The organism is Escherichia sp. B1147, from assembly GCF_001660175.1.
Taxonomy (GTDB): domain Bacteria; phylum Pseudomonadota; class Gammaproteobacteria; order Enterobacterales; family Enterobacteriaceae; genus Escherichia; species Escherichia whittamii.
This window is the reverse complement of the sequence record NZ_LFHY01000008.1, coordinates 281974-301534: the sequence shown is the minus strand read 5'-3', so window position 1 is coordinate 301534 and position 19561 is coordinate 281974. Positions and strand designations below refer to the sequence as shown.

General features: G+C 50.7%; 15 protein-coding genes. 7 read left to right on the top strand and 8 right to left on the bottom strand.

Features of this window, described 5'->3' with window-relative positions:
* The first annotated feature begins 34 nt into the window (after positions 1-34).
* Complete coding sequence (fabY, locus tag A9180_RS08730) at positions 35-976, top strand: fatty acid biosynthesis protein FabY (RefSeq protein WP_001517342.1); 942 nt, start codon at positions 35-37, stop codon at positions 974-976.
* Between the two features lie 7 nt (positions 977-983).
* Here the strand turns inward: fabY and A9180_RS08725 are convergent, their stop codons facing one another.
* A complete protein-coding gene (locus tag A9180_RS08725; RefSeq protein WP_064527946.1) occupies positions 984-1439 on the bottom strand; it encodes a type II toxin-antitoxin system HigA family antitoxin in 456 nt (151 codons plus the stop codon).
* On the bottom strand, positions 1396-1746 hold the full coding sequence (locus A9180_RS08720) for a type II toxin-antitoxin system HigB family toxin (RefSeq protein ID WP_064527944.1): 351 nt from the start codon (positions 1744-1746) through the stop codon (positions 1396-1398). Before A9180_RS08720 ends, A9180_RS08725 begins: the two co-directional genes overlap by 44 nt.
* A gap of 410 nt (positions 1747-2156) precedes the next feature.
* Here A9180_RS08720 and A9180_RS08710 point away from each other — a divergent pair, with 410 nt between their 5' ends.
* On the top strand, positions 2157-2375 hold the full coding sequence (locus A9180_RS08710; protein ID WP_064527939.1) for a CopG family transcriptional regulator: 219 nt from the start codon (positions 2157-2159) through the stop codon (positions 2373-2375).
* 215 nt (positions 2376-2590) lie between these two features.
* Here A9180_RS08710 and fdhE read toward each other — a convergent pair whose 3' ends face one another.
* The 4 genes from fdhE to fdnG form a co-directional block, all read right to left on the bottom strand.
* Entirely contained in the window at positions 2591-3520 is a 930-nt protein-coding gene (gene fdhE / locus A9180_RS08705) for a formate dehydrogenase accessory protein FdhE (protein ID WP_000027708.1), read from the bottom strand.
* Positions 3517-4152 carry a formate dehydrogenase cytochrome b556 subunit gene (gene fdoI / locus A9180_RS08700; RefSeq protein ID WP_000829031.1) on the bottom strand — a complete coding sequence of 212 codons (636 nt, stop codon included), beginning with the start codon at positions 4150-4152 and terminating at the stop codon, positions 3517-3519. Before fdoI ends, fdhE begins: the two co-directional genes overlap by 4 nt.
* Positions 4149-5051 carry a formate dehydrogenase O subunit beta gene (gene fdoH / locus A9180_RS08695; protein ID WP_000331377.1) on the bottom strand — a complete coding sequence of 301 codons (903 nt, stop codon included), beginning with the start codon at positions 5049-5051 and terminating at the stop codon, positions 4149-4151. Before fdoH ends, fdoI begins: the two co-directional genes overlap by 4 nt.
* Before the next feature lie 126 nt (positions 5052-5177).
* Positions 5178-8237 (bottom strand): formate dehydrogenase-N subunit alpha, encoded by a 3060-nt coding sequence (gene fdnG, locus A9180_RS08690; protein WP_149025972.1) that lies wholly within the window; start codon positions 8235-8237, stop codon positions 5178-5180.
* A gap of 193 nt (positions 8238-8430) precedes the next feature.
* On the opposite strand from fdnG, the gene fdhD reads away from it, so the two are divergent.
* The 4 genes from fdhD to A9180_RS08665 all read left to right on the top strand — a co-directional run bounded on the left by fdhD (position 8431) and on the right by A9180_RS08665 (position 14989).
* Positions 8431-9267: a formate dehydrogenase accessory sulfurtransferase FdhD gene (gene fdhD, locus A9180_RS08680; protein WP_064527933.1), complete on the top strand. Its 837-nt coding sequence runs from the start codon at positions 8431-8433 to the stop codon at positions 9265-9267.
* Positions 9268-9579: 312 nt separating this feature from the next.
* Positions 9580-11415 carry an ATP-binding protein gene (locus A9180_RS08675; protein ID WP_064527931.1) on the top strand — a complete coding sequence of 612 codons (1836 nt, stop codon included), beginning with the start codon at positions 9580-9582 and terminating at the stop codon, positions 11413-11415.
* A gap of 1 nt (position 11416) precedes the next feature.
* Positions 11417-13723 carry a hypothetical protein gene (locus A9180_RS08670; protein ID WP_064527929.1) on the top strand — a complete coding sequence of 769 codons (2307 nt, stop codon included), beginning with the start codon at positions 11417-11419 and terminating at the stop codon, positions 13721-13723.
* Between the two features lie 210 nt (positions 13724-13933).
* On the top strand, positions 13934-14989 hold the full coding sequence (locus tag A9180_RS08665) for a YiiG family protein (RefSeq protein ID WP_064527927.1): 1056 nt from the start codon (positions 13934-13936) through the stop codon (positions 14987-14989).
* A 125-nt stretch (positions 14990-15114) separates the two neighbouring features.
* Here A9180_RS08665 and A9180_RS08660 read toward each other — a convergent pair whose 3' ends face one another.
* Entirely contained in the window at positions 15115-17094 is a 1980-nt protein-coding gene (locus A9180_RS08660) for a glycoside hydrolase family 127 protein (RefSeq protein ID WP_064527925.1), read from the bottom strand.
* Positions 17095-17104: 10 nt separating this feature from the next.
* Positions 17105-18505 carry an MFS transporter gene (locus A9180_RS08655; RefSeq protein WP_064527923.1) on the bottom strand — a complete coding sequence of 467 codons (1401 nt, stop codon included), beginning with the start codon at positions 18503-18505 and terminating at the stop codon, positions 17105-17107.
* 225 nt (positions 18506-18730) lie between these two features.
* On the opposite strand from A9180_RS08655, the gene A9180_RS08650 reads away from it, so the two are divergent.
* Positions 18731-19546 carry a helix-turn-helix domain-containing protein gene (locus tag A9180_RS08650; RefSeq protein ID WP_064527921.1) on the top strand — a complete coding sequence of 272 codons (816 nt, stop codon included), beginning with the start codon at positions 18731-18733 and terminating at the stop codon, positions 19544-19546.
* Positions 19547-19561: the final 15 nt, after the last annotated feature.

Genomic DNA, 19561 nt, shown 5'->3' with positions numbered 1-19561 from the left:
AGGATTGTCACGGGAAACAAGAGAGAGTATCGCTATGTATCACCTTCGGGTTCCACAAACAGAAGAAGAATTAGAGCGCTACTATCAGTTCCGCTGGGAGATGTTGCGTAAGCCCCTGCATCAACCGAAAGGTTCTGAACGCGACGCATGGGATGCGATGGCGCATCACCAGATGGTCGTCGATGAACAGGGTAATCTGGTGGCGGTGGGGCGTCTGTATATCAATGCCGATAATGAAGCCTCCATTCGCTTTATGGCCGTTCATCCCGACGTGCAGGACAAAGGTCTGGGGACGCTGATGGCGATGACCCTGGAGTCGGTAGCGCGCCAGGAAGGCGTTAAACGCGTGACCTGTAGCGCCCGTGAAGACGCGGTGGAGTTTTTCGCCAAGCTGGGGTTTGTTAATCAGGGAGAAATCACCACACCGACTACTACGCCGATTCGCCATTTTTTGATGATTAAACCCGTCGCCACTCTGGATGATATTTTGCATCGCGGCGACTGGTGCGCACAGCTCCAGCAGGCGTGGTACGAACATATCCCGTTAAGCGAAAAAATGGGCGTGCGCATTCAGCAATATACCGGGCAAAAATTTATCACTACCATGCCGGAAACCGGCAATCAGAATCCGCACCATACGCTGTTTGCCGGGAGTTTATTCTCGCTGGCAACGCTCACCGGTTGGGGGCTTATCTGGCTGATGCTGCGCGAAAGGCACCTCGGCGGCACTATTATTCTCGCTGATGCGCATATCCGTTACAGCAAGCCAATTAGCGGTAAACCACATGCGGTAGCCGACCTTGGCGCGTTAAGCGGTGATCTCGACCGTCTGGCGCGCGGACGTAAAGCGCGGGTACAGATGCAGGTCGAAATCTTTGGCGACGATACGCCAGGTGCGGTGTTTGAAGGCACGTATATCGTTCTGCCCGCAAAGCCATTTGGCCCGTATGAAGAGGGTGGGAACGAAGAAGAGTAGGGCGTTTTTACTTATCAATAAACGCTTCAGCCGGGAGGTTAAAACGCTCGCTTAACGCCTTGATATGGCGAACGGTGAGCGCCCGGCGACCATTAAGAATATTACTCACATTGGATTTAGAGCCAAGTTCTTGTGCCAAATCAGCCGCTTTAAGTCCATGTTGATCCATGAGGATCCGTAACAGACTTACGCCGCACGGGGTCGATGCTAATCGTTGATTGAAATGCTGAAATTCCGGAGCGTTATTTTCATATTCGCGGATACGCGCGCTGAGTAATTCAAACAAAGGGTTTTCCAGATCGTCACGATCGACTAAAAATTCGATCAGTTTCAGCGCCTTATGGTATTCCTCTTGATCCGCTTTAGGGCCACATAAAGGGATGTCTTTTACTGCGTGGGTGAAGGTCTTAACCAGCATTTCAAAATTGGCCGAGTCTTCTGCTGGAGTGTGATGGGTTCTCATTTTTATGGCTCCGGTACCAGGTTGTGAGTCGGTCATATTCATTGTGGGTAACAATATGTTTGACAAAACATTTTTGGAGCCTGAAATCGATATAGGCTATAAGCCGTAAATGATTGCCTGCAATATTAATAACCCACCATTTATCTCTGTATTTAAAGTTATCCAGAGAGGAAATATATCTTTTCATCTCACCCGGATCGCTAAACGCTCTTTTCTCAAGGAGATTTAATAAATCAATAAGTGCATCCTCGTAAAGTGGAAAGCGTTTTATCGCCTCGTTAAAAGGCTTGTGGCTGATAACATGCATGGTGTAATTCCATTACGAGTTTTCAACCTGAAAACACTGTAAAGCAGACCTGTGATATTTTCAAGTTGAAAACAAATTTTCTCTGGATCCGGAGCTATCTGCCTGCTCTCCAGGCCACATCCCGTAGCGCCGTACGCGCTGCCTCGCTGATAAAATCACGTGGGTGACCCGTGGTGATAAACTCTGCAATTCCTTTTTCAAGTGCCATTATAGAACTCATTTTACTGTATGAATGTACAGATTTATACGCCCGTTTTTGCTGGATGGAAACAGGGAAATTCGCGGGCGTTAAAATTCTGGAAAGCGCCTCGCAAAAACAAAACAACATGCAAAAATCAGCTTTTGTTAATTAATTTTCTGACGTAATTTTCACACATAAATTAATGAACAATATATGTAAGGTAGTGGTAATGGCGATGAATACGGTTTTTCTTCATTTATCAGAAGAGACAATTAAACGGCTGAATAAACTCAGGGGCTGGCGTAAGGTTTCGCGATCTGCAATTTTACGCGAAGCGGTAGAGCAATATCTGGAGCGGCAGCAATTTCCGGTGCGTAAAGCAAAGGGTGACAGGCAAAGGGGGGAGGTAGTTAGTGTTGACGATCAGTGTAAGGAGCATAAGGAATGACAAAAAATTTTCATTCTTGAATATAAAAAAGCCAGATGCCCTTATTCTGGTATTAATACAAGGCTGTTTTACTTGAACTTATAATAACTGCAACTGTTACATCGTATCTGGAAAACGCCTCGCGCAATACGAGAGATTTTGCGGGAATAGCAGGTGTCGTCACACCCTATGAACTGTAATCCGGGCGACCTGCGCCACCCGGAAAACTTCAGAGATTACTCTCCTTCCCCCGGAAACAGGAACGGGTTGATGGAACTACGGGCATAGCCTTCTTGTTCCATTCGCGCGTCCAGCACCAGAGAGGCGAGGTCATCTGCCACGGCTTCAACTTTTGGCTCTTTTTCCTGATAAAGAATCTTCAGGTAAGTGCCGCAGTCATCACAGCTTTCGGCTTTAATTGCAGCCTGTTCGTCATCCAGCGACCAGTAGTGCAGTTTGCCGCTCTGTTCGCAGTTGCTGCATTTTACGCGCACTACGTGCCATTCGGTTTCACACAGGTTGCAGTGCAGATAACGTAGCCCCTGAGTGGTGCCAATTTGCACCATGCTGGAAACCGGCATGGAACCACAAACCGGGCAATATTGACGTTGTTCGCCGTATTCTGCGCGGGCTTTGCCGGGGATCAGGTTGGCCATCTGCGCCCAGTAGAGTGACAGTGCCGCCCAGATAAACGGCGCTTTATCACTGCTAACGGACGAGAAATCAGAGGCAAACAGTGCGCTGGCCATATCTTCCAGCTCCTGAGTTGATGCCTTCTCCAGATTCTCAATCACTGCCAGCGCCGGGCCGCTCATTTCTGGTTTCAGTTCAGCAATCAGCGCCATCAGTAGCTTTTGCCAGTGCTTATCACGCGGCAGGACGTGAATATCCAGCGGTGGCTTGCCTTGTGCGCTGGCTTCTTTAATGCGCGCAGTCAGATCCATCTCCAGCGGATGGTCGTACAGCACCACTTCCTGGGCATGAGCGATAAGCGCAGCAAAGCGCAGATAATCACCTAGCGGATTATTTTCTGCCAGTTCGCGCAGACGCTCGGCGCGGCGGTTGTATAAATTTTTGAGCCGAGGGAACAATAACGGCGGAATCATATCCGCCGTACGTTTCTCGCTCGAACCCAGCTCATCTTGCGGGATTATGCGAATACTCATTCAGCTTTCTTTTCCGTTGTCTTGCGGACCTCACGGTACCAGCGAGGGTGATGTTTCTTCGCCCATGCGCTGGTAACCCATCCTTCCACCATGGCGGTAATCGTGCCTTTCACCCAAAGGGCGGCGTAGATATGCACCATGATAACCACAATTAACGCCACTGCGGCAAATGAATGCAGCATTAACGCGAATCGGATCACCGGGATTGAGAAAGCAGGCGCAAAATAAGGACGCCAGATAATCACACCGCTCACCAGCAGCAGGACCAGGAAAATAATCGCCGCCCAGAAAACGCATTTCTGACCGAAGTTATAACGCCCGGTGTCACCTACTTCCTCGTTGACGACGATCTTACGAATATTCTTCGCCCAAAAGATATCATCCCGATTGATTAGGTTGTGATGCCAGTAACGGAAAAACATGATGATGAACGAGGCAAACATAACCACGCCGACAAACGGGTGCAGAATTCGCGCCAGTTGCGGTGTGCCCATGATTTGCATCAACCAGTTGAAGGACGGGAACAAAAAGCCCAGCCCGCTCACCGCCGCCAGGATGAAGCAGAAGGCGGTTACCCAGTGGTTGATACGTTCCGGCGCGGTGTAGCGCACGATGGTGTCACGTCGTTTCATTTGCGCTCCTCGTCTTTCTCTTCGTGCAGATTGTTCTCTTCCTCATCCGCACGGTTCGGACCGACACCCACGTAGTGGAAGATACTGGCCGCAAAGGTAGCTGCAAAACCAACAGCCGCGAGCGGTTTCCAGATGCCTTTCCAGAACTTCACGGTTTCGCTGATTTCCGGGTTCTCCGGCAAGCCATGATACAGATTCGGCTTGTCAGCATGGTGCAGCACGTACATCACGTGTGTACCACCAACGCCTGCCGGATCGTACAGGCCCGCATTGTCGTAACCACGGGTTTTCAATTCAGCCACGCGCTCGCTCGCCAGCGTTTTCATTGACTCTTTCGTACCGAAGTGAATCGCCCCCGTCGGGCAGGTCTTCACGCAGGCCGGTTCTTGCCCAACTACCACGCGGTCAACGCACAGCGTACATTTGTAGACGCGGTTGTCTTCCGGGTTGAGGCGCGGGATATCGAACGGACAGCCCGCAATGCAGTAACCGCAGCCAATGCACTGCTCGGACTGGAAGTCGACGATGCCGTTGGCATACTGAATAATTGCCCCTTCCGCCGGACACGCTTTCAGGCAGCCCGGATCGGAACAGTGCATACAGCCGTCTTTGCGGATCAGCCATTCCAGTTTGTCGTTCTGCTCCACTTCCGAGAAGCGCATTACCGTCCACGATTTGGCGCTTAAATCATTGGGGTTGTCGTACACCCCAATGTTATTGCCAACGGTATCGCGAATGTCGTTCCACTCTGAACACGCCACCTGACAGGCTTTACAGCCGATACAGGTGGTGACGTCGATAAGTTTCGCCACTTCTTCCTGGAAGTCCCGCGCCTGAGGCGCGGGGGTCAGACCGTTAGTCGCGGAACGACGAATGATATCTTGAGATTGGTAAGCCATATTTCGTCTCCGTTTACCCTTCATCTTTCAGCTTGCAGGTTCGCTGGCTTCCTTATTCATCCCGGTCACATAGTGTTTCTATGCTCCCGGTCTTCATGGCGTCGCCAGCTCCCTGCAATCTGAAATCTATTGGGTATCCACCTTTTCCACATTCACGAGGAAGGATTTAAACTCTGGCGTCTGCGTGTTCGCATCACCAACGAATGGCGTTAACGTATTGGCAATAAAGCCTTTTTTCGCAACGCCTTCATAGCCCCAGTGAATCGGAATACCGATGGTATCGATATCTTTGCCGTTCGCTTTCAGCGTGCGAATACGTTTGGTCACCACCGCTTTGGCTTTGATATAGCCACGGTTGGAGGAGACTTTCACGGTATCGCCCTGGGCAATGCCCAGTTTATTCGCCAGCGACTCACCGATTTCCACAAACTGCTCTGGCTGCAAAATCGCGTTCAATAGCGCGTGTTTGGTCCAGTAGTGGAAGTGCTCGGTCAGACGATAGGTGGTTCCGACATACGGGAATTTATCGGCTTTACCTAATGCTTCGGCGTCGTCTTTAAAGATACGTGCAGCCGGATTCGAGATAACGTTTGGATGCAGCGGGTTAGTTCCCAGCGGCGTTTCAAACGGCTCGTAGTGTTCCGGGAACGGACCTTCCGCCATCTTATCGAGGGCAAACAGACGCCCCATGCCTTCCTGCTGCATGATAAACGGCCCGACGCCACTGCCCGGAGGCGCTGCGCTGTAGTCCGGAATATCCCAGCCGGTCCACTTGGTGCCATCCCATTTCAGCAACTGACGCTTCGGATCCCACGGGTTACCCTGCGGGTCTGCGGAGGCGCGGTTATACAGAATGCGGCGGTTAAGCGGCCATGCCCATGCCCAGCCCAGCGTGTTACCGAGGCCAGACGGATCGGCGTTATCGCGACGCGCCATCTGGTTGCCTTCCGGCGTCCAGCTACCGGCGAAAATCCAGCAGCCACAGGAGGTGGTGCCGTCATCGCGCAGCTGGGCGAACGAGCTAAGTTGTTGGCCTTTCTTAACGATAACCGCACCGGTTGCCGGATCGGTAATATCGGCCAGCGCCTTACCGTTGCTCTCCATCGCTACTTCTTCAGAAGATGGCTCATGCGGAATGGCGTAGTTCCAGGTCATGTTCAGCACCTGATCCGGGTTCGCGCCACCCTGTTCGGCATACATCTTGCGCAAGCGCAGGAAGATACCGGAGAGGATCTCGCCGTCAGTCAGCGCAATCCCCGGGGCGTCCGCACCCTTCCAGTGCCACTGTAACCAGCGACCGGAGTTAACGATAGAACCGTTCTCTTCCGCGAAGCAGGTCGATGGCAGACGGAACACTTCGGTCTGGATCTTCGACGAGTCAACTTCGTTCAGCTCACCGTGGTTCTGCCAGAAGTTGGAGGTTTCAGTGTTCAGCGGGTCGATGGTCACGAGGAATTTCAGTTTCGACAGACAACCGATCACTTTGTTTTTGTTCGGGAATGAGGCAACCGGGTTAAAGCCCTGGCAGATATAGCCATTGACCTTGCCCTCTTTCATCATCTCGAAGTATTGCAGGACGTCGTAGCCTTTATCCCACTTCGGCAACCAGTCAAAGCCCCAGCTATTTTCCGCCGTCGCTTTATCACCAAAGAATGCCTTCATCATCGAGACGAAGAATTTCGGGTAGTTGCTCCAGTAGTTTACCTGACCTTCCAGCAGCGGTTTCGGTGTGCTGGCGGCGAGGTAGGTTTGCAGATCGGTCTGCTTCTCGCTTGGCAGCGTCATGTAACCTGGCAGGCTCTGTGACAGCAGCCCCAGGTCCGTCAGCCCCTGAATGTTGGAGTGACCGCGCAGGGCGTTAACGCCGCCGCCAGCCATGCCCATATTGCCGAGGAGCAACTGGATCATCGCCATCGTACGAATGTTCTGCGCGCCAACGGAGTGTTGCGTCCAGCCGAGGGCATACAGGAACGAGGCAGTTTTATCGTGAGCACTGGTTTCTGCGATGTATTCGCAGACTTTCAGGAACGCGTCTTTTGGCGTACCACAAATGTTTTCAACCACATCTGGCGTATAGCGGGAAACGTGCTGTTTCAGCAAATTCCATACACAGCGCGGATGTTGCAGCGTGGTATCGCGTTTGGCGAAGCCGTTTTCGTCCAGCTCGTAAGTCCAGCTGGATTTATCGTACTTGCGTTTTTCCGCGTCGTAGCCGGTGAACAGGCCATCTTCAAAGCCGTAATCCTCACGCACAATCAGGCTGGCGTTGGTATAAGCTTCGGTGTATTCGCGGTTGAATTTTTCATTGTTCAGCAGGTACAGCAATACGCCTGACAGGAAAGCAATGTCAGTACCGGAACGAATAGGGGCATAGTAGTCAGCCACCGCCGCCGTACGCGTAAAGCGAGGATCGATAACAATCAGCTTTGCGCCGTTGTGAATTTTGGCTTCCATCGCCCAGCGGAACCCGACCGGGTGAGCTTCAGCGGCGTTACCGCCCATCACCACGACGAGGTTGGCGTTCTTGATGTCGACCCAGTGGTTGGTCATCGCACCGCGACCAAATGTTGGAGCAAGACTTGCTACCGTTGGTCCGTGTCAGACACGCGCCTGGTTGTCGACCGCGAGCATACCCAGCGCGCGGGAGAATTTTTGCGTTAAATAGCCGGTTTCGTTACTCGACGCGGAAGCACACAGCATCCCGGTGGAGAGCCAGCGGTTAACAGTCACGCCTTCGGCGTTTTGCGCAATGTAGTTAGCATCGCGGTCTTCTTTCATCAGTTTGGCGATGCGATCAAACGCTTCTTCCCAACTGATTTGCTGCCATTTATCAGAACCTGGCGCACGATATTCCGGGAACTTCAGACGGCTTTCGGAGTGGATGAAATCCACCAGGCCAGCGCCTTTCGGACAAAGCGCACCGCGGTTTACCGGGTGATCCGGGTCACCTTCGATATGGAAGATAGATGCTTTGGCGTTTTTTGCTCCGTCACCGAGGCTGTACATCAACAGCCCGCAACCAACAGAACAATAGGTGCAGGTATTACGGGTTTCGCGGGTGCGCAGCAGTTTATACTGCCGTGTTTCCGCTAGCGCTACGCCGGGCGCAAAGCCCAGTGCCGCTGCCGTGGTGCCTGCCATACCGCCAGCGCAGATCTTAAAGAACTGCCTTCTGCTGACCTGCATGGATTGCTCCTTGTTTCGACATTGTCACGTCCCATTTACATTCGCTTGCTGAGTGTGCAGGGAGTGGGAGTTATTTTTCTTTGCGGAAGGGGCCGCAAAGGTCCAGAATTGGCTCAATTTCCCTCCATCCAGGAAGGGTTTGTAACAGAATACCATAATGTTGGTGTGCGTGTTCTTATCTGGTTAAGAGAAAGTGAAAAAAACACAGCAAAAAGAAATCAAAAATGTGACAAATGTCACAGGCGTTAGCCAAATTGAGTTATGGCGTCGTGACGATTTACAACACCCTCGGTTGGACGAGGTGGCGGAAGAAGTTCCCGTTGCGCTGGTGTACAACGGTATTTCGCATGTGGTGATGATGGCATCGCCCAAAGACCTTGAACTTTTTGCGCTCGGTTTTTCGCTTTCCGAAGGAATTATCGAAAGCCCACGCGATATTTTCGGTATGGATGTTGTTCCTTCCTGTAACGGTCTGGAAGTGCAAATTGAGCTTTCCAGCCGTCGCTTTATGGGGCTTAAAGAGCGCCGCCGGGCGCTGGCCGGGCGCACGGGCTGTGGTGTATGTGGCGTAGAACAGCTTAATGACATCGGTAAACCGGTACAGCCGCTGCCGTTCACCCAGACGTTTGATCTCAACAAACTGGATGACGCTTTGCGCCATCTCAACGATTTCCAGCCAGTGGGGCAACTGACCGGTTGTACCCACGCCGCCGCCTGGATGTTGCCATCTGGCGAACTGGCGGGCGGACATGAAGACGTGGGCCGCCATGTGGCGCTGGATAAACTGCTGGGTCGCCGGGCGCAAGAGGGCGAAAGCTGGCAGCAAGGTGCGGTGCTGGTTTCCAGCCGTGCCAGTTATGAAATGGTGCAAAAGTCGGCGATGTGCGGCGTAGAGATTTTGTTTGCGGTGTCTGCCGCGACCACGCTTGCTGTAGAAGTCGCCGAGCGTTGTAATTTGACGCTGGTGGGCTTTTGTAAGCCGGGTCGGGCCACGGTTTATACTCATCCGCAGCGGTTGATTCATAATTAAAGAAAAACCGCAATTCGCAGTCTGGATTGCGGTTTTATTTTTCTATTAAATAATCCTCAATATATTATTCAGCAGTTAAATAATAATTGCACTACAAGAAATTATCTCGTTAACTCCGGTTTATATCGATATACTCCAGTCGCATTAATCCTTTAAGGATTAATCATTATTTATATAAGACATTTTGTTTTAATCATCGCGTCAATAAATAAATGTTTCCGATGCGTGAATGAAAATAACAAACCTTGCACCGGTTGTAAAAAACAGCAATGTATTTTCAATAAGTAGGTGATGGATTATGAGTATTGAAAAATGAGTACATTACAGTTACCTGGCAGTTCATATTCTACAGAAGTTAATTTAAACGGCTTAATTGAGGTGCTCAGTAAGCATCTTTACTCCACTCCCGTGGTTGCCGTGCGCGAGCTGGTGCAGAACGGCCATGATGCGATCGTGCGTCGCAGGATTGAGCAGCCCGATGCGCCGACAGATAACATGATTCGTGTGGTGGCAGATGTGGCGAAGTCCACCATCACCATTACCGATACCGGTGCGGGTCTGACAGAAAGCGAAATTCACGGCTTCCTGGCTACAGTGGGCGTGGGTTATACCCGAATGTTGCGCCAGCAAGATGATGACACAGGGCTTATTGGTATGTTCGGCCTCGGGTTTTTGTCAGCGTTTGTGCTGGCAAAAGAGGTCACGGTGTTGACCACATCCTGGCAAACACCGGGTCAGAGCTGGAAATACCACTCTACTGACGGGCAAAAATATACCGTTACGCCGCATCAGTCCTCGGAAACGGGTACGCAGGTGATCCTGACGCTTAAAGAAGAGTACAGCCATCTGGCGAGTAACAATTTGCTGAACCGCGTTCTTTCCCGCTACTGCATATTGCTGCACGAACCGGTCTTTGTCGGCGATGCCAGCGAGTCGGTAAATAAACTTCAACCACCATGGCGTGAAGTTGCCCCCGAAGGCGTGACCATGCACCGCGCGCTGGTGCAGCGTAAAAATCTCGCCTTTGCCGCCCAGTTTGAATCCTCCTTCGAACCGATTTGTACTATTCCGGTGGTGCCAGCAGGGATGAGCGATGCAGTGGGGATTTTATGGATTCAGGATGGCGCAACCTACGGCACCAGCGATAACCGCAACCTGTCGCTGTTTTTGCGCGGCATGTTACTGGATGACGAAGCGCGTGAGCTGTTACCGCCCTGGGCCGGATTTATTGGCGGCGTGATTGAGTCATCGAAACTGACGCCGACGGCGAGCCGGGAAGATCTCCAGCGCGACGAAACCTGGGTTGCGGTGCAGGAGGCGTTAAAAGAGGCGCTGATTTCTGGTTTGTCCGATCTCGCACAAAATCAGCCAGAAATCTGGCGGCGTGTATTAATGCGCCATAACGAAGCGTTGCTTGGCGCAGCGTTGTGTGATGACCGTCTGTTTGATTTGCTCAAAGACCGTTTGCAGGTGCCTACCTCAAAAGGTGCGCTGCTGGCAAAAGATTTACGCATTAATAACAGCATTCATATTCTGTTAAGCCGCGATGGCGGTTTTGAAGAGATGTTGTTCCACATTCTGCAACGACCCGTTGCGCGTGGCGATCGCTATGCCGTGGTGCCATTTTTACGCCGCTGGGCGCTGTTATATCACTGCCGGATTATTGAAGTCGGTACACAAACGGGTAATGAACAGTTGTTCAGCCTTGCGGAATTACCCGAAGAGCAGATTGCTTATCTGGAAGAGCATCTTTGCGACGGTGAGCAATTAATCATCTCCCGCTTCGAACCCGCCGTTTTACCATTAGTGGTAACACCAGATCGCGAAGCAGAATTAAAACAAATTCTCGAACAGGATGACGCGGATAAACGTATTAGCACCGCAGCGTTAATGCTGGCGCGGCAATTCACCTCGCAAATCCAAAAGACCAAAACGTCAAGTCTGTATATCAATCTCAATAACCCCTGCATTATGCAACTGGTGACGGCATTACAACATCAGCAACAGCCAGCGGCGGCATTACGGTTATTAAAATCGCTGAAAGTGATTTTGTGCTCCAGCGGTAATAAAGAACAGCAATGGGATTTACACCAGGCACTGGAAGATTTTACTCAGGTTATTCCTGTCTTAATTAATCAAGGAAAATAAAATGGATACATGGGAGTGGTACAACAAATATAGCCAGGAGTTGCGTGATGCCGGGCAGGAGTATATTCCGCAGATAATTGATGATTTTTCTGAAGGTGTTTTACATCTGCAAATGGAAAAGTGCGATTCGTTATTACCGGAAATGAAAGCATTGAATCAAGTGGCCAAAAATCCGTGGCTGGAAATATTTATCGGGCACTGGGAGATGCGCCATCGTCTGACTAACTACGAAGAAGGCGAAAAAGTACTGCCAGACGTAGTGGCGCTGTTTGAAAAAGCGCACCGGGAAGAGGCAAAAGATTGCCCGCAATCTATCTGCGTCACGCAGGATTTATCCGCTTGCTACGAGAATATAGATGCCCCTGGCTGGGCCAATGAACGTATGGCGGTATGTGAAGAAACCATCGCGCGCATTGATCCGACCTGGAGCTGCTTTATGTGTTTATCCTGCGAATATGCCAGTGCGCTGATGGATTCCAACAGAACAGAAGAGGCGTTGGCTTATATCGACAGGCAAATCGACGCGGTAAAAGCATCGGGGAGTGAATATTTAGAAGCACTGCTGGCAACCCGTGCCGATATTTTGGTTGCCCTTCATCGTTACGATGAAGCGCGAGAAGTGATTGATGAACTGGCAAAAGAAAATGATTATTGGGGACGCGACCGCATCAATTATCAACTCAAAAAACTGTACATCATGGCGTTATGCGGGCAGGACAAAGAAGTCTGGGAGGAATTGCCGCGTTGGTCAGATCTGACTCCCTATTCATGGGGACCATGGCTGAAGATTATTACTGAATTACTTCCCCGCAATCCACAAAGAAACCACTGGCAACTGGCGCGAATCATTCAAAAAATGCTGGAGCACCGTTCACAGGCCGGGGCGCACCGCAAAGTGGTTGATCTGGCGAAACTGCAAATTACCCTGGCGCTGGAGCGAGAATCTGTCTGGGTTGCCAAAATGGCGATGAAACTGGCTCAGCGGCACATACCGAAATTACGCGCGTTGCTGGGCGTTGATCGCGAGTTTCTTGAACTTAGTGAAAAAATCGTCGCTAAAGAGGCGGAACAGCTTGCTCGACCGGTGGTAGAAATACCTGAAAACAGTGATGAAGAAACGCAGCCCGATCCGGAAAAAGACGTCGAAATATTCCGCCGCGCTTACCTGAACACGCCAGATGATACGGAATTGCTGGGCAAGCTGGTCAATGCGTTAAACGCCTGCAATGCGATTGATGAATCGATTGAACTCCTGCAACGCTACGTTGAAAGCCACATCCAGGAAGATAACAATCTCTGCTTTGATCTGCTGGATCTCCTGCTTAACCGTGGCGATCAGCAAGCGATCGAACACCTGGCGAAGCAGTATGAACAGGCGGAGTTACTACATATGGCGTTGTGGTTCCGTGCGCGGGTGATCAACCAACAGGAAGACTGGAGCGGGCTTGAGGTAATTGGTCAACAATTGCTGGAAAACGAAAAAGGGCGTGAGTGGCCAGGCGTTTATCGCATGTGCTCCTGGGCAGCACAAAAACAGGAAGCCTGGGATCGGCAGCTGGATTATTTACAGCAATTGCAGCAACTTATGATTAGCCGTGAAGAAGATATTCGTAATCTCCAGTGGGATATCATGGCGACCGCCAGCATCTTACAACAATGGGATTTGGTGCGAACTATCGCCGCAGAACTGGAAATCGAACTCACGGAAGGCGAAGGTTTTATCGACGAAAAATGGGGACTACTGAATATCCGTTTCCGGGAAAACTTCGAATACCGCTATTACTATGCCCAGCGGATTGGACCGGTAACGGCAAGGATCATTGAACCAACCTACCGGACAGATTACCCACAACATGTTGATGAAATTGTCGTTTTCGATGCGGAAATGTTGAATACCCGACCTGAAGACGAAGAAGAGCAGAAGAATTTCACGCCACTTTATGGGTGTCTGAAAACCATTATCCCGACCGAGTACGGCGAGTCCTGGTTCTGTGAAGGCGTTATGCCTGGTGAAGAAGAGTTTAATGCTTTCCGTGAGGCGCTCCGTGAACGAAACTGGTACTACTGGAGCAACAGTAATGATGACTATACGTTAACTGATAGTCATCAGGGAGAAGATGCAGAGCCGCTGCCTGCGTTCTACTTTGTTATCAGCGCACCGCGTTCGGTTGCCAAAGCCGATATCGATAAAACGTTAAGCACGCTAACCGCTGACTGGGAACATCCGTTGTGCTGGTGGCGTCTTGCCAAAGAAGCCGGAGCGAATGAAGAGAAGCATGCCGCTATTGCCGAACGCTACGGGATGTAGTGCATGATTAATAGCGGGGGGCATGACACTCCCTCCTGCAAAGGTTGTGCTGTTAATTAAAATAAGTCCTGTGATTTATAAATTAAATTACAGGGCTTATTCACTTTGTGAATATTATCGATTTATTTATAAACAAAACGCGTGTAGTGACATTTTCTTTTTTCATTTATTATATTCACTCTCTTATTTATCTATTTATAAGGCAATTAAATGAAAAGGAATTTATTATCTTCCGCTATTATAGTCGCCATAATGGCCCTCGGTATCACTGGTTGTGATGATAAAAAAGCCGAAACAGAAACTCCCCCGCCCGCCAATAGTCAACCTGCCGCGCCAGCTCCTGAAGCGAAACCTACTGAAGCCCCCGTTGCAAAAGCAGAAGCTAAACCTGAAACGCCTGCGCAACCGGTGGTCGATGAGCAAGCAGTTTTCGACGAAAAAATGGATGTCTATATCAAGTGCTACAACAAGTTACAGATCCCTGTACAGAGCAGTCTGGCGCGTTATGCTGACTGGCTGAAAGATTTTAAACAGGGGCCGACGGGTAAAGAGAGCCATGTTTATGGGATCTACAGCATTAGTGAATCCAATCTCACTGAGTGTGAAAAAGGAATAAAAAGAGTCGTGGCGTTAACGCCTGTGCTGGAGCCCATTGATGGCGTGGCGTTGAATTATATTAATGCCGCAGTCGCGTTGGGGAATACCATTAACGAAATGGATAAGTATTACACACAGGAAAATTATAAAGACGATGCGTTTGCGAAAGGCAAAACGCTGCACCAGACATTCTTAAAAAATCTTGAAGCCTTTGAGCCTGAAGCAGAATCTTATCACGCGGCGATTCAGGAAATTAATGATAAGCGCCAGCTTGCAGAACTGAAAAATATTGAACAAAGAGAAGGGAAAACATTCCACTACTACTCTTTGGCGGTCATGATTTCAGCGAAACAAATTAATAACCTGATATCGCAAGAGAATTTTGACGCCGAAGCGGCAATGAAGAAAGTGACTGAACTTGAAACGCTGGTGGCGCAGGCCAAAGAAGTGAGTAAAGACAGTATGAATTCTCTCTTCACAGGTGCAGCAGACCGATATCAACTCGCAGCTAAAAAATATGTTCGCCGCGTCAGAGATAAAGTCCCGTACTCTGACTGGGATAAAGAGCAACTTCAGGATGCAAATACAAGCTGGATGGTCGACGACTCATTTCCGCGAGCTTTACGCGAGTACAACGAAATGGTCGATGATTATAATCGCCTGCGTTAAACGTTTTTGATTTTGCTGAGAAAATAATGTCGGATGTGGCATAAACGCCTTATCCGACCCTTACAGTCACACCGACTTTTATGCCTGATAAGATGTGTTAAGCGTCGTATCAGGCAATCTGCGCTTTATCCTACCTGAGGATGGCGACGGTTCTCTTCATTCACCCAGATCCGCATTTCGCCCTCGCCACGGTTGGCCCAGCTAAACCAAGGGATAAACGTCATGGTTTGTGGCTGACGTTTGGCTGGGGCATTGTCGTAATGCCATAACGGTTGCTGCTCTGGATTGCTCTGTTCAAGCCGATAACCAGGCGCCTGAATGAGGATTTTATGGCTGAATAATCCCTTGCCTTCGAATGTTGTAAACGGCGCATCGGCGGGTAGCCACAGGTTATGCAATGACTCGCCGTTGTCGGCCTGCTCCAGACAATACACCAGCGGACCGCGCTGAATTGCTACTTTCCCAGCCACATGACGCACCAGCGGGTTGCCGTAAACGCGACGCACTGGCATCGGCAGCGTCAGATTCAGCGTATCGCCTTCCTGCCATTCACGGGTAATGTGCAGATAGCCTTTACGAATATCCTGCTCGACGATTTCTCCATTCAATGTGACCTGCGGCTGCGAGCACCAGTCCGGCAGACGTAAAGCCAGGGTATGACGCACTGGCTGCGGAGATTCAACCGCAATCGTCACCTGTTCATGCCACGGATAGTTCCCGCTAACCCGCAGGCGCAGCGTGCCATTTTCTACCGGCACTTCCATACTGTTTCCCGCATACATGTTGATATATAACGCATCCTCACGCGGCGTATAGAGATAATGGCCAATCGAGGTCAGCACGCGGGCGATAATTGGCGGACAGCAGGCGCAGCCGAACCAACGCTGGCGGATCGGTTTAACGTGATCGTAGATATGGTTGAATTTTAAGGTTTTTGGATGCACTTCCAGCGGATTCACGTAGAAGAAATGTTTACCATCCAGCGCCATTCCGCCGAGCACGGTGTTGTACAGCGCGCGCTCCATGACATCGGCATACTGACTATCGCCCTCCATTTCCAGCATTCGCCGGGCAAACATCATCAGACCGATGGAAGCGCAACTTTCGGCGTATACCGTGTCATTCGGTAGATCATAGTCGCTACTAAACGCTTCGCCACTGCCCTGTGAGCCAATGCCGCCGGTAATATATAACTGACGCTGGGCCATGTTGTTCCATAGCCGCAGGCAGTCCTGACGCTTGCTTTCATCGTGACTTAAACGCGCCAGATGTGCGACGCCAGTCATCAGGTAGACAAAGCGTACTGCATGGCCGATGGCGGTTTGTTGCTGTGCGATGGGCAAATGCGCCTGGCTGTAGGCTTTGTCTTTCACCATCCATGCCGGGCCGTAGGTGTGCCAGTGCGATGTCTGTCCGCGCTTTTCATATTCCAGGTCGTAATAGTGCGGTTGCGCACCGCGCTGTTCGACAAAATAGTGGGTCAGCGCCAGATAACGCGGCTCTTTGGTGACTTCGTACAGGCGCATCAGTGCCAGTTCAATTTCCGGGTGGCCGGGATAACCGTGTAACTTACTTTCATCTGGGCCAAATACGCTGTCGATATGATCGGCCAGATGGCAAACCACGTCCAGCAAGCGCCGCTTACCCGTTGCCTGGAAGAAGGCTACGCCCGCTTCAATCAGATGACCGGCGCAGTAAAGTTCATGACACTCCGCCAGATTGCTCCAGCGTTCTCCCGGCGCTTTCACCGTAAAGTAAGTATTGAGATAGCCATCTTCGCACTGAGCGGAGGCGACCAGTTCAATCACCTCGTCGGCGGTTTTTTCCAGTTCGGCGTCCGGCTTCTGGCACAGTGACCAGGCTACCGCTTCCAGCCATTTGGCGACGTCGCTATCCTGAAATACCATGCCGTAAAACTCCCCGTCTTGCAGTCCGGCGGCAATGCGAAAGTTTTCAATCGCATGGCTAGGTTCCGCTTCGGGAATGCGATCGTTTAACGCATCCCACTGATAAGGAATCACCACGTCGCGGACCAGTTGCTGATACTGGCCGAGGAACGGATCGCTAACCGTCAGTTTGTGCAGATCGACTTCCGAAATGTTCATCTTGTGCTCCTTAAGGCTGGACATGACGCTGACGCAGGTCGGCGGCAATGCGTGACATCATAGGGTTATTGAGTTTGCAAAAGCGGATTGCCAGCGCCAGCAGCAGGTGGAACAGCGCAGGCAGCAGAGTTTCCATTGCTGTGATACCCCCCAGCGAACTGGCGGTCTGGTTTTCTACGCCAGGCTGATAGGCAACAAAAATAAATAGCAGGCTGATGATCCCGGCGCTGGAGGCCCAGGCCAACTTGATGAAAAACAAATTAAAAGCAAAGTTCATGCCGGAGGAACGCACACGGGTTTTCCATTCGCCATAGTCATCGGCAAAAGCCATCAGCGAGAAGTGCAGCGGCAGAGTGAAACCGAGAATCACGCCGTTGCCGAGGATCACCGCCAGCCACAGCGTTTGGTAAGCGGGGCCGGAGGGCAGGAACCACATCAGTCCCGCCAGCGCGGCGAGAATCAGGTTGGTGTAGTAGTAAATTTTGACGGTATCAAAGCGTCGCGTTAATGGACTGACAATCACCGAGCCGATAATGGAGGCGAAAGTTACCATGGTGAAGAACAGCGACGTGTAGCCCGTACTGCCCTGTAGCACGTAGGTTATGAAGTACATATACCCGCCGCCGCGAATATTAAAGACGTTAATTAGCAGGAAGGACATTACCAGCATCAGCAGCAACTGGTCGTTGTTACGCAAACCGGCAAGGTGCTCGCGCAGAGTAAATTTCCCCATCGTGGAGAGCGGCACTCGTTCACGAACCCAGAAGAAACAGCACAGGAACATGACGACGGCGATGGCGCACAGCACGCCGACGCCCAGCTGATAGCCGCGTGCAGCGTTACCCTGACCGAAGAGATCCACCATCCACGGTAAGCCAACCGAAACCAGAAATCCCGCTACGCCGCAGAGAACGAATCGCCAGGACTGGCAGGAAATCACTTCGTTATGGCGGGTCGTCATGGTGTTGATCAGCGCGCAGTACGGCACGTTGATGGCGGTATAACCGACGGAAAGCAGCAGGTAGGTGCCGAACGCCCAGGCGATTTTCATCCCCATGCTGGCATCCGGTACGGTGAACGTCAGGATGCCGATAATGCCAATAGGGACGGCAATCCATAGCTGCCACGGACGAAAACGCCCCCAACGGCTTTGCGTCCGGTCGGCAATGATGCCCATCACCGGGTCGGAGATGGCATCAAACACGCGTAGTGCAATAAACAGTGTGCCAACCAGCGCAGGAGTTAAACCAAAAACGTCGGTGTAGAAAAAAGTAAGAAAGTTCATGATCAGGCAGGTTATGACGGTACCGCCTGCGTCACCCAGGCCGTAGCCTATTTTTTCCCGCACAGATAACGCATCGTCAATTTGACCATTGGCGATATCAGCGGTGGTAATCGGTGTAGAGGTCATAGATATTCCTCGCGAATAGGGAGCAATTTTTTGTTTTATTGAAATGACCTGATTAATTCTGCCGTGATCTGCAATATCAACAAGGCGAGAAAAGAGTAAAAAAAGGTGACGATTCCGACCTGAATTTAAAAGTGTGAAACAGATCGAGTGAAATTAATATTTTTGATTAATAATCAAAAGGTAATCTGTTTAATCCTCACCAGTTAAGCGGGAAAATACATATCGATGCTCGAATTATCCATAACATTACCGATTAAAGTACAAAACGGCGGATTATTTATTTCCCGTGGCATCGGGAGGCATCCGGCAAGGCGGCTTGAGTCATGGGAAATTATCTTTGTCGAAAAAGGTCGATTAACGATTCAGGAAGAAGAGCAGATATTTCAGGTTGATGCGGGAGAGAGTTTATTGCTCTGGCCGGAACGTCAGCACGTTGGTGTTGAGGATTTCCCCGCTGACCTTAAATTTTACTGGCTACATTTTGAGGTTAAAGCGCCAGACAACGATCCGCGCTGGCTCACTCATCTTAGCGTGCCGCAGCAAACCAAAGTCGCCGACCCTCAGGCGTTGAGTGCACTGTTTCGCCAGTTTTTAAGCGAGCAGGAAAAGCATCAGCGTAGCCCTGCACTGGAGTTTATTGTGTTGTTGATTTTACAGCAGATTACCTTCGATGTACGTCTTGATGAACAAGCCGATACTGCAGGCACCGCCCTTGCCTGGAAAGCACAAAAGCTGATCCGCACGCAATATCATCGCCCGCTTTCCACGGCAATTTTGGCCCGCGAACTCTACTGTAATGCCGATTATCTTGGGCGCGTGTATCGTAGGGTATTTCGTTTGACGTTGACGGAAGCTATCCATCGCCAGCGAGTGCGCGAAGCCGAAAAGCTGTTAATTAGCGACGCGCGATCGCTTACTGAAGTGGCAGCGTTGTGCGGATTTAATGACGTCGGCTATTTCAGGCAGATTTTTCGCAAACACACCGGTTTAACACCTGCGGTGTGGAAACGACGTTACAGCAAGGAACATATTAATTCGTAGCTCCGGAGCAACAAT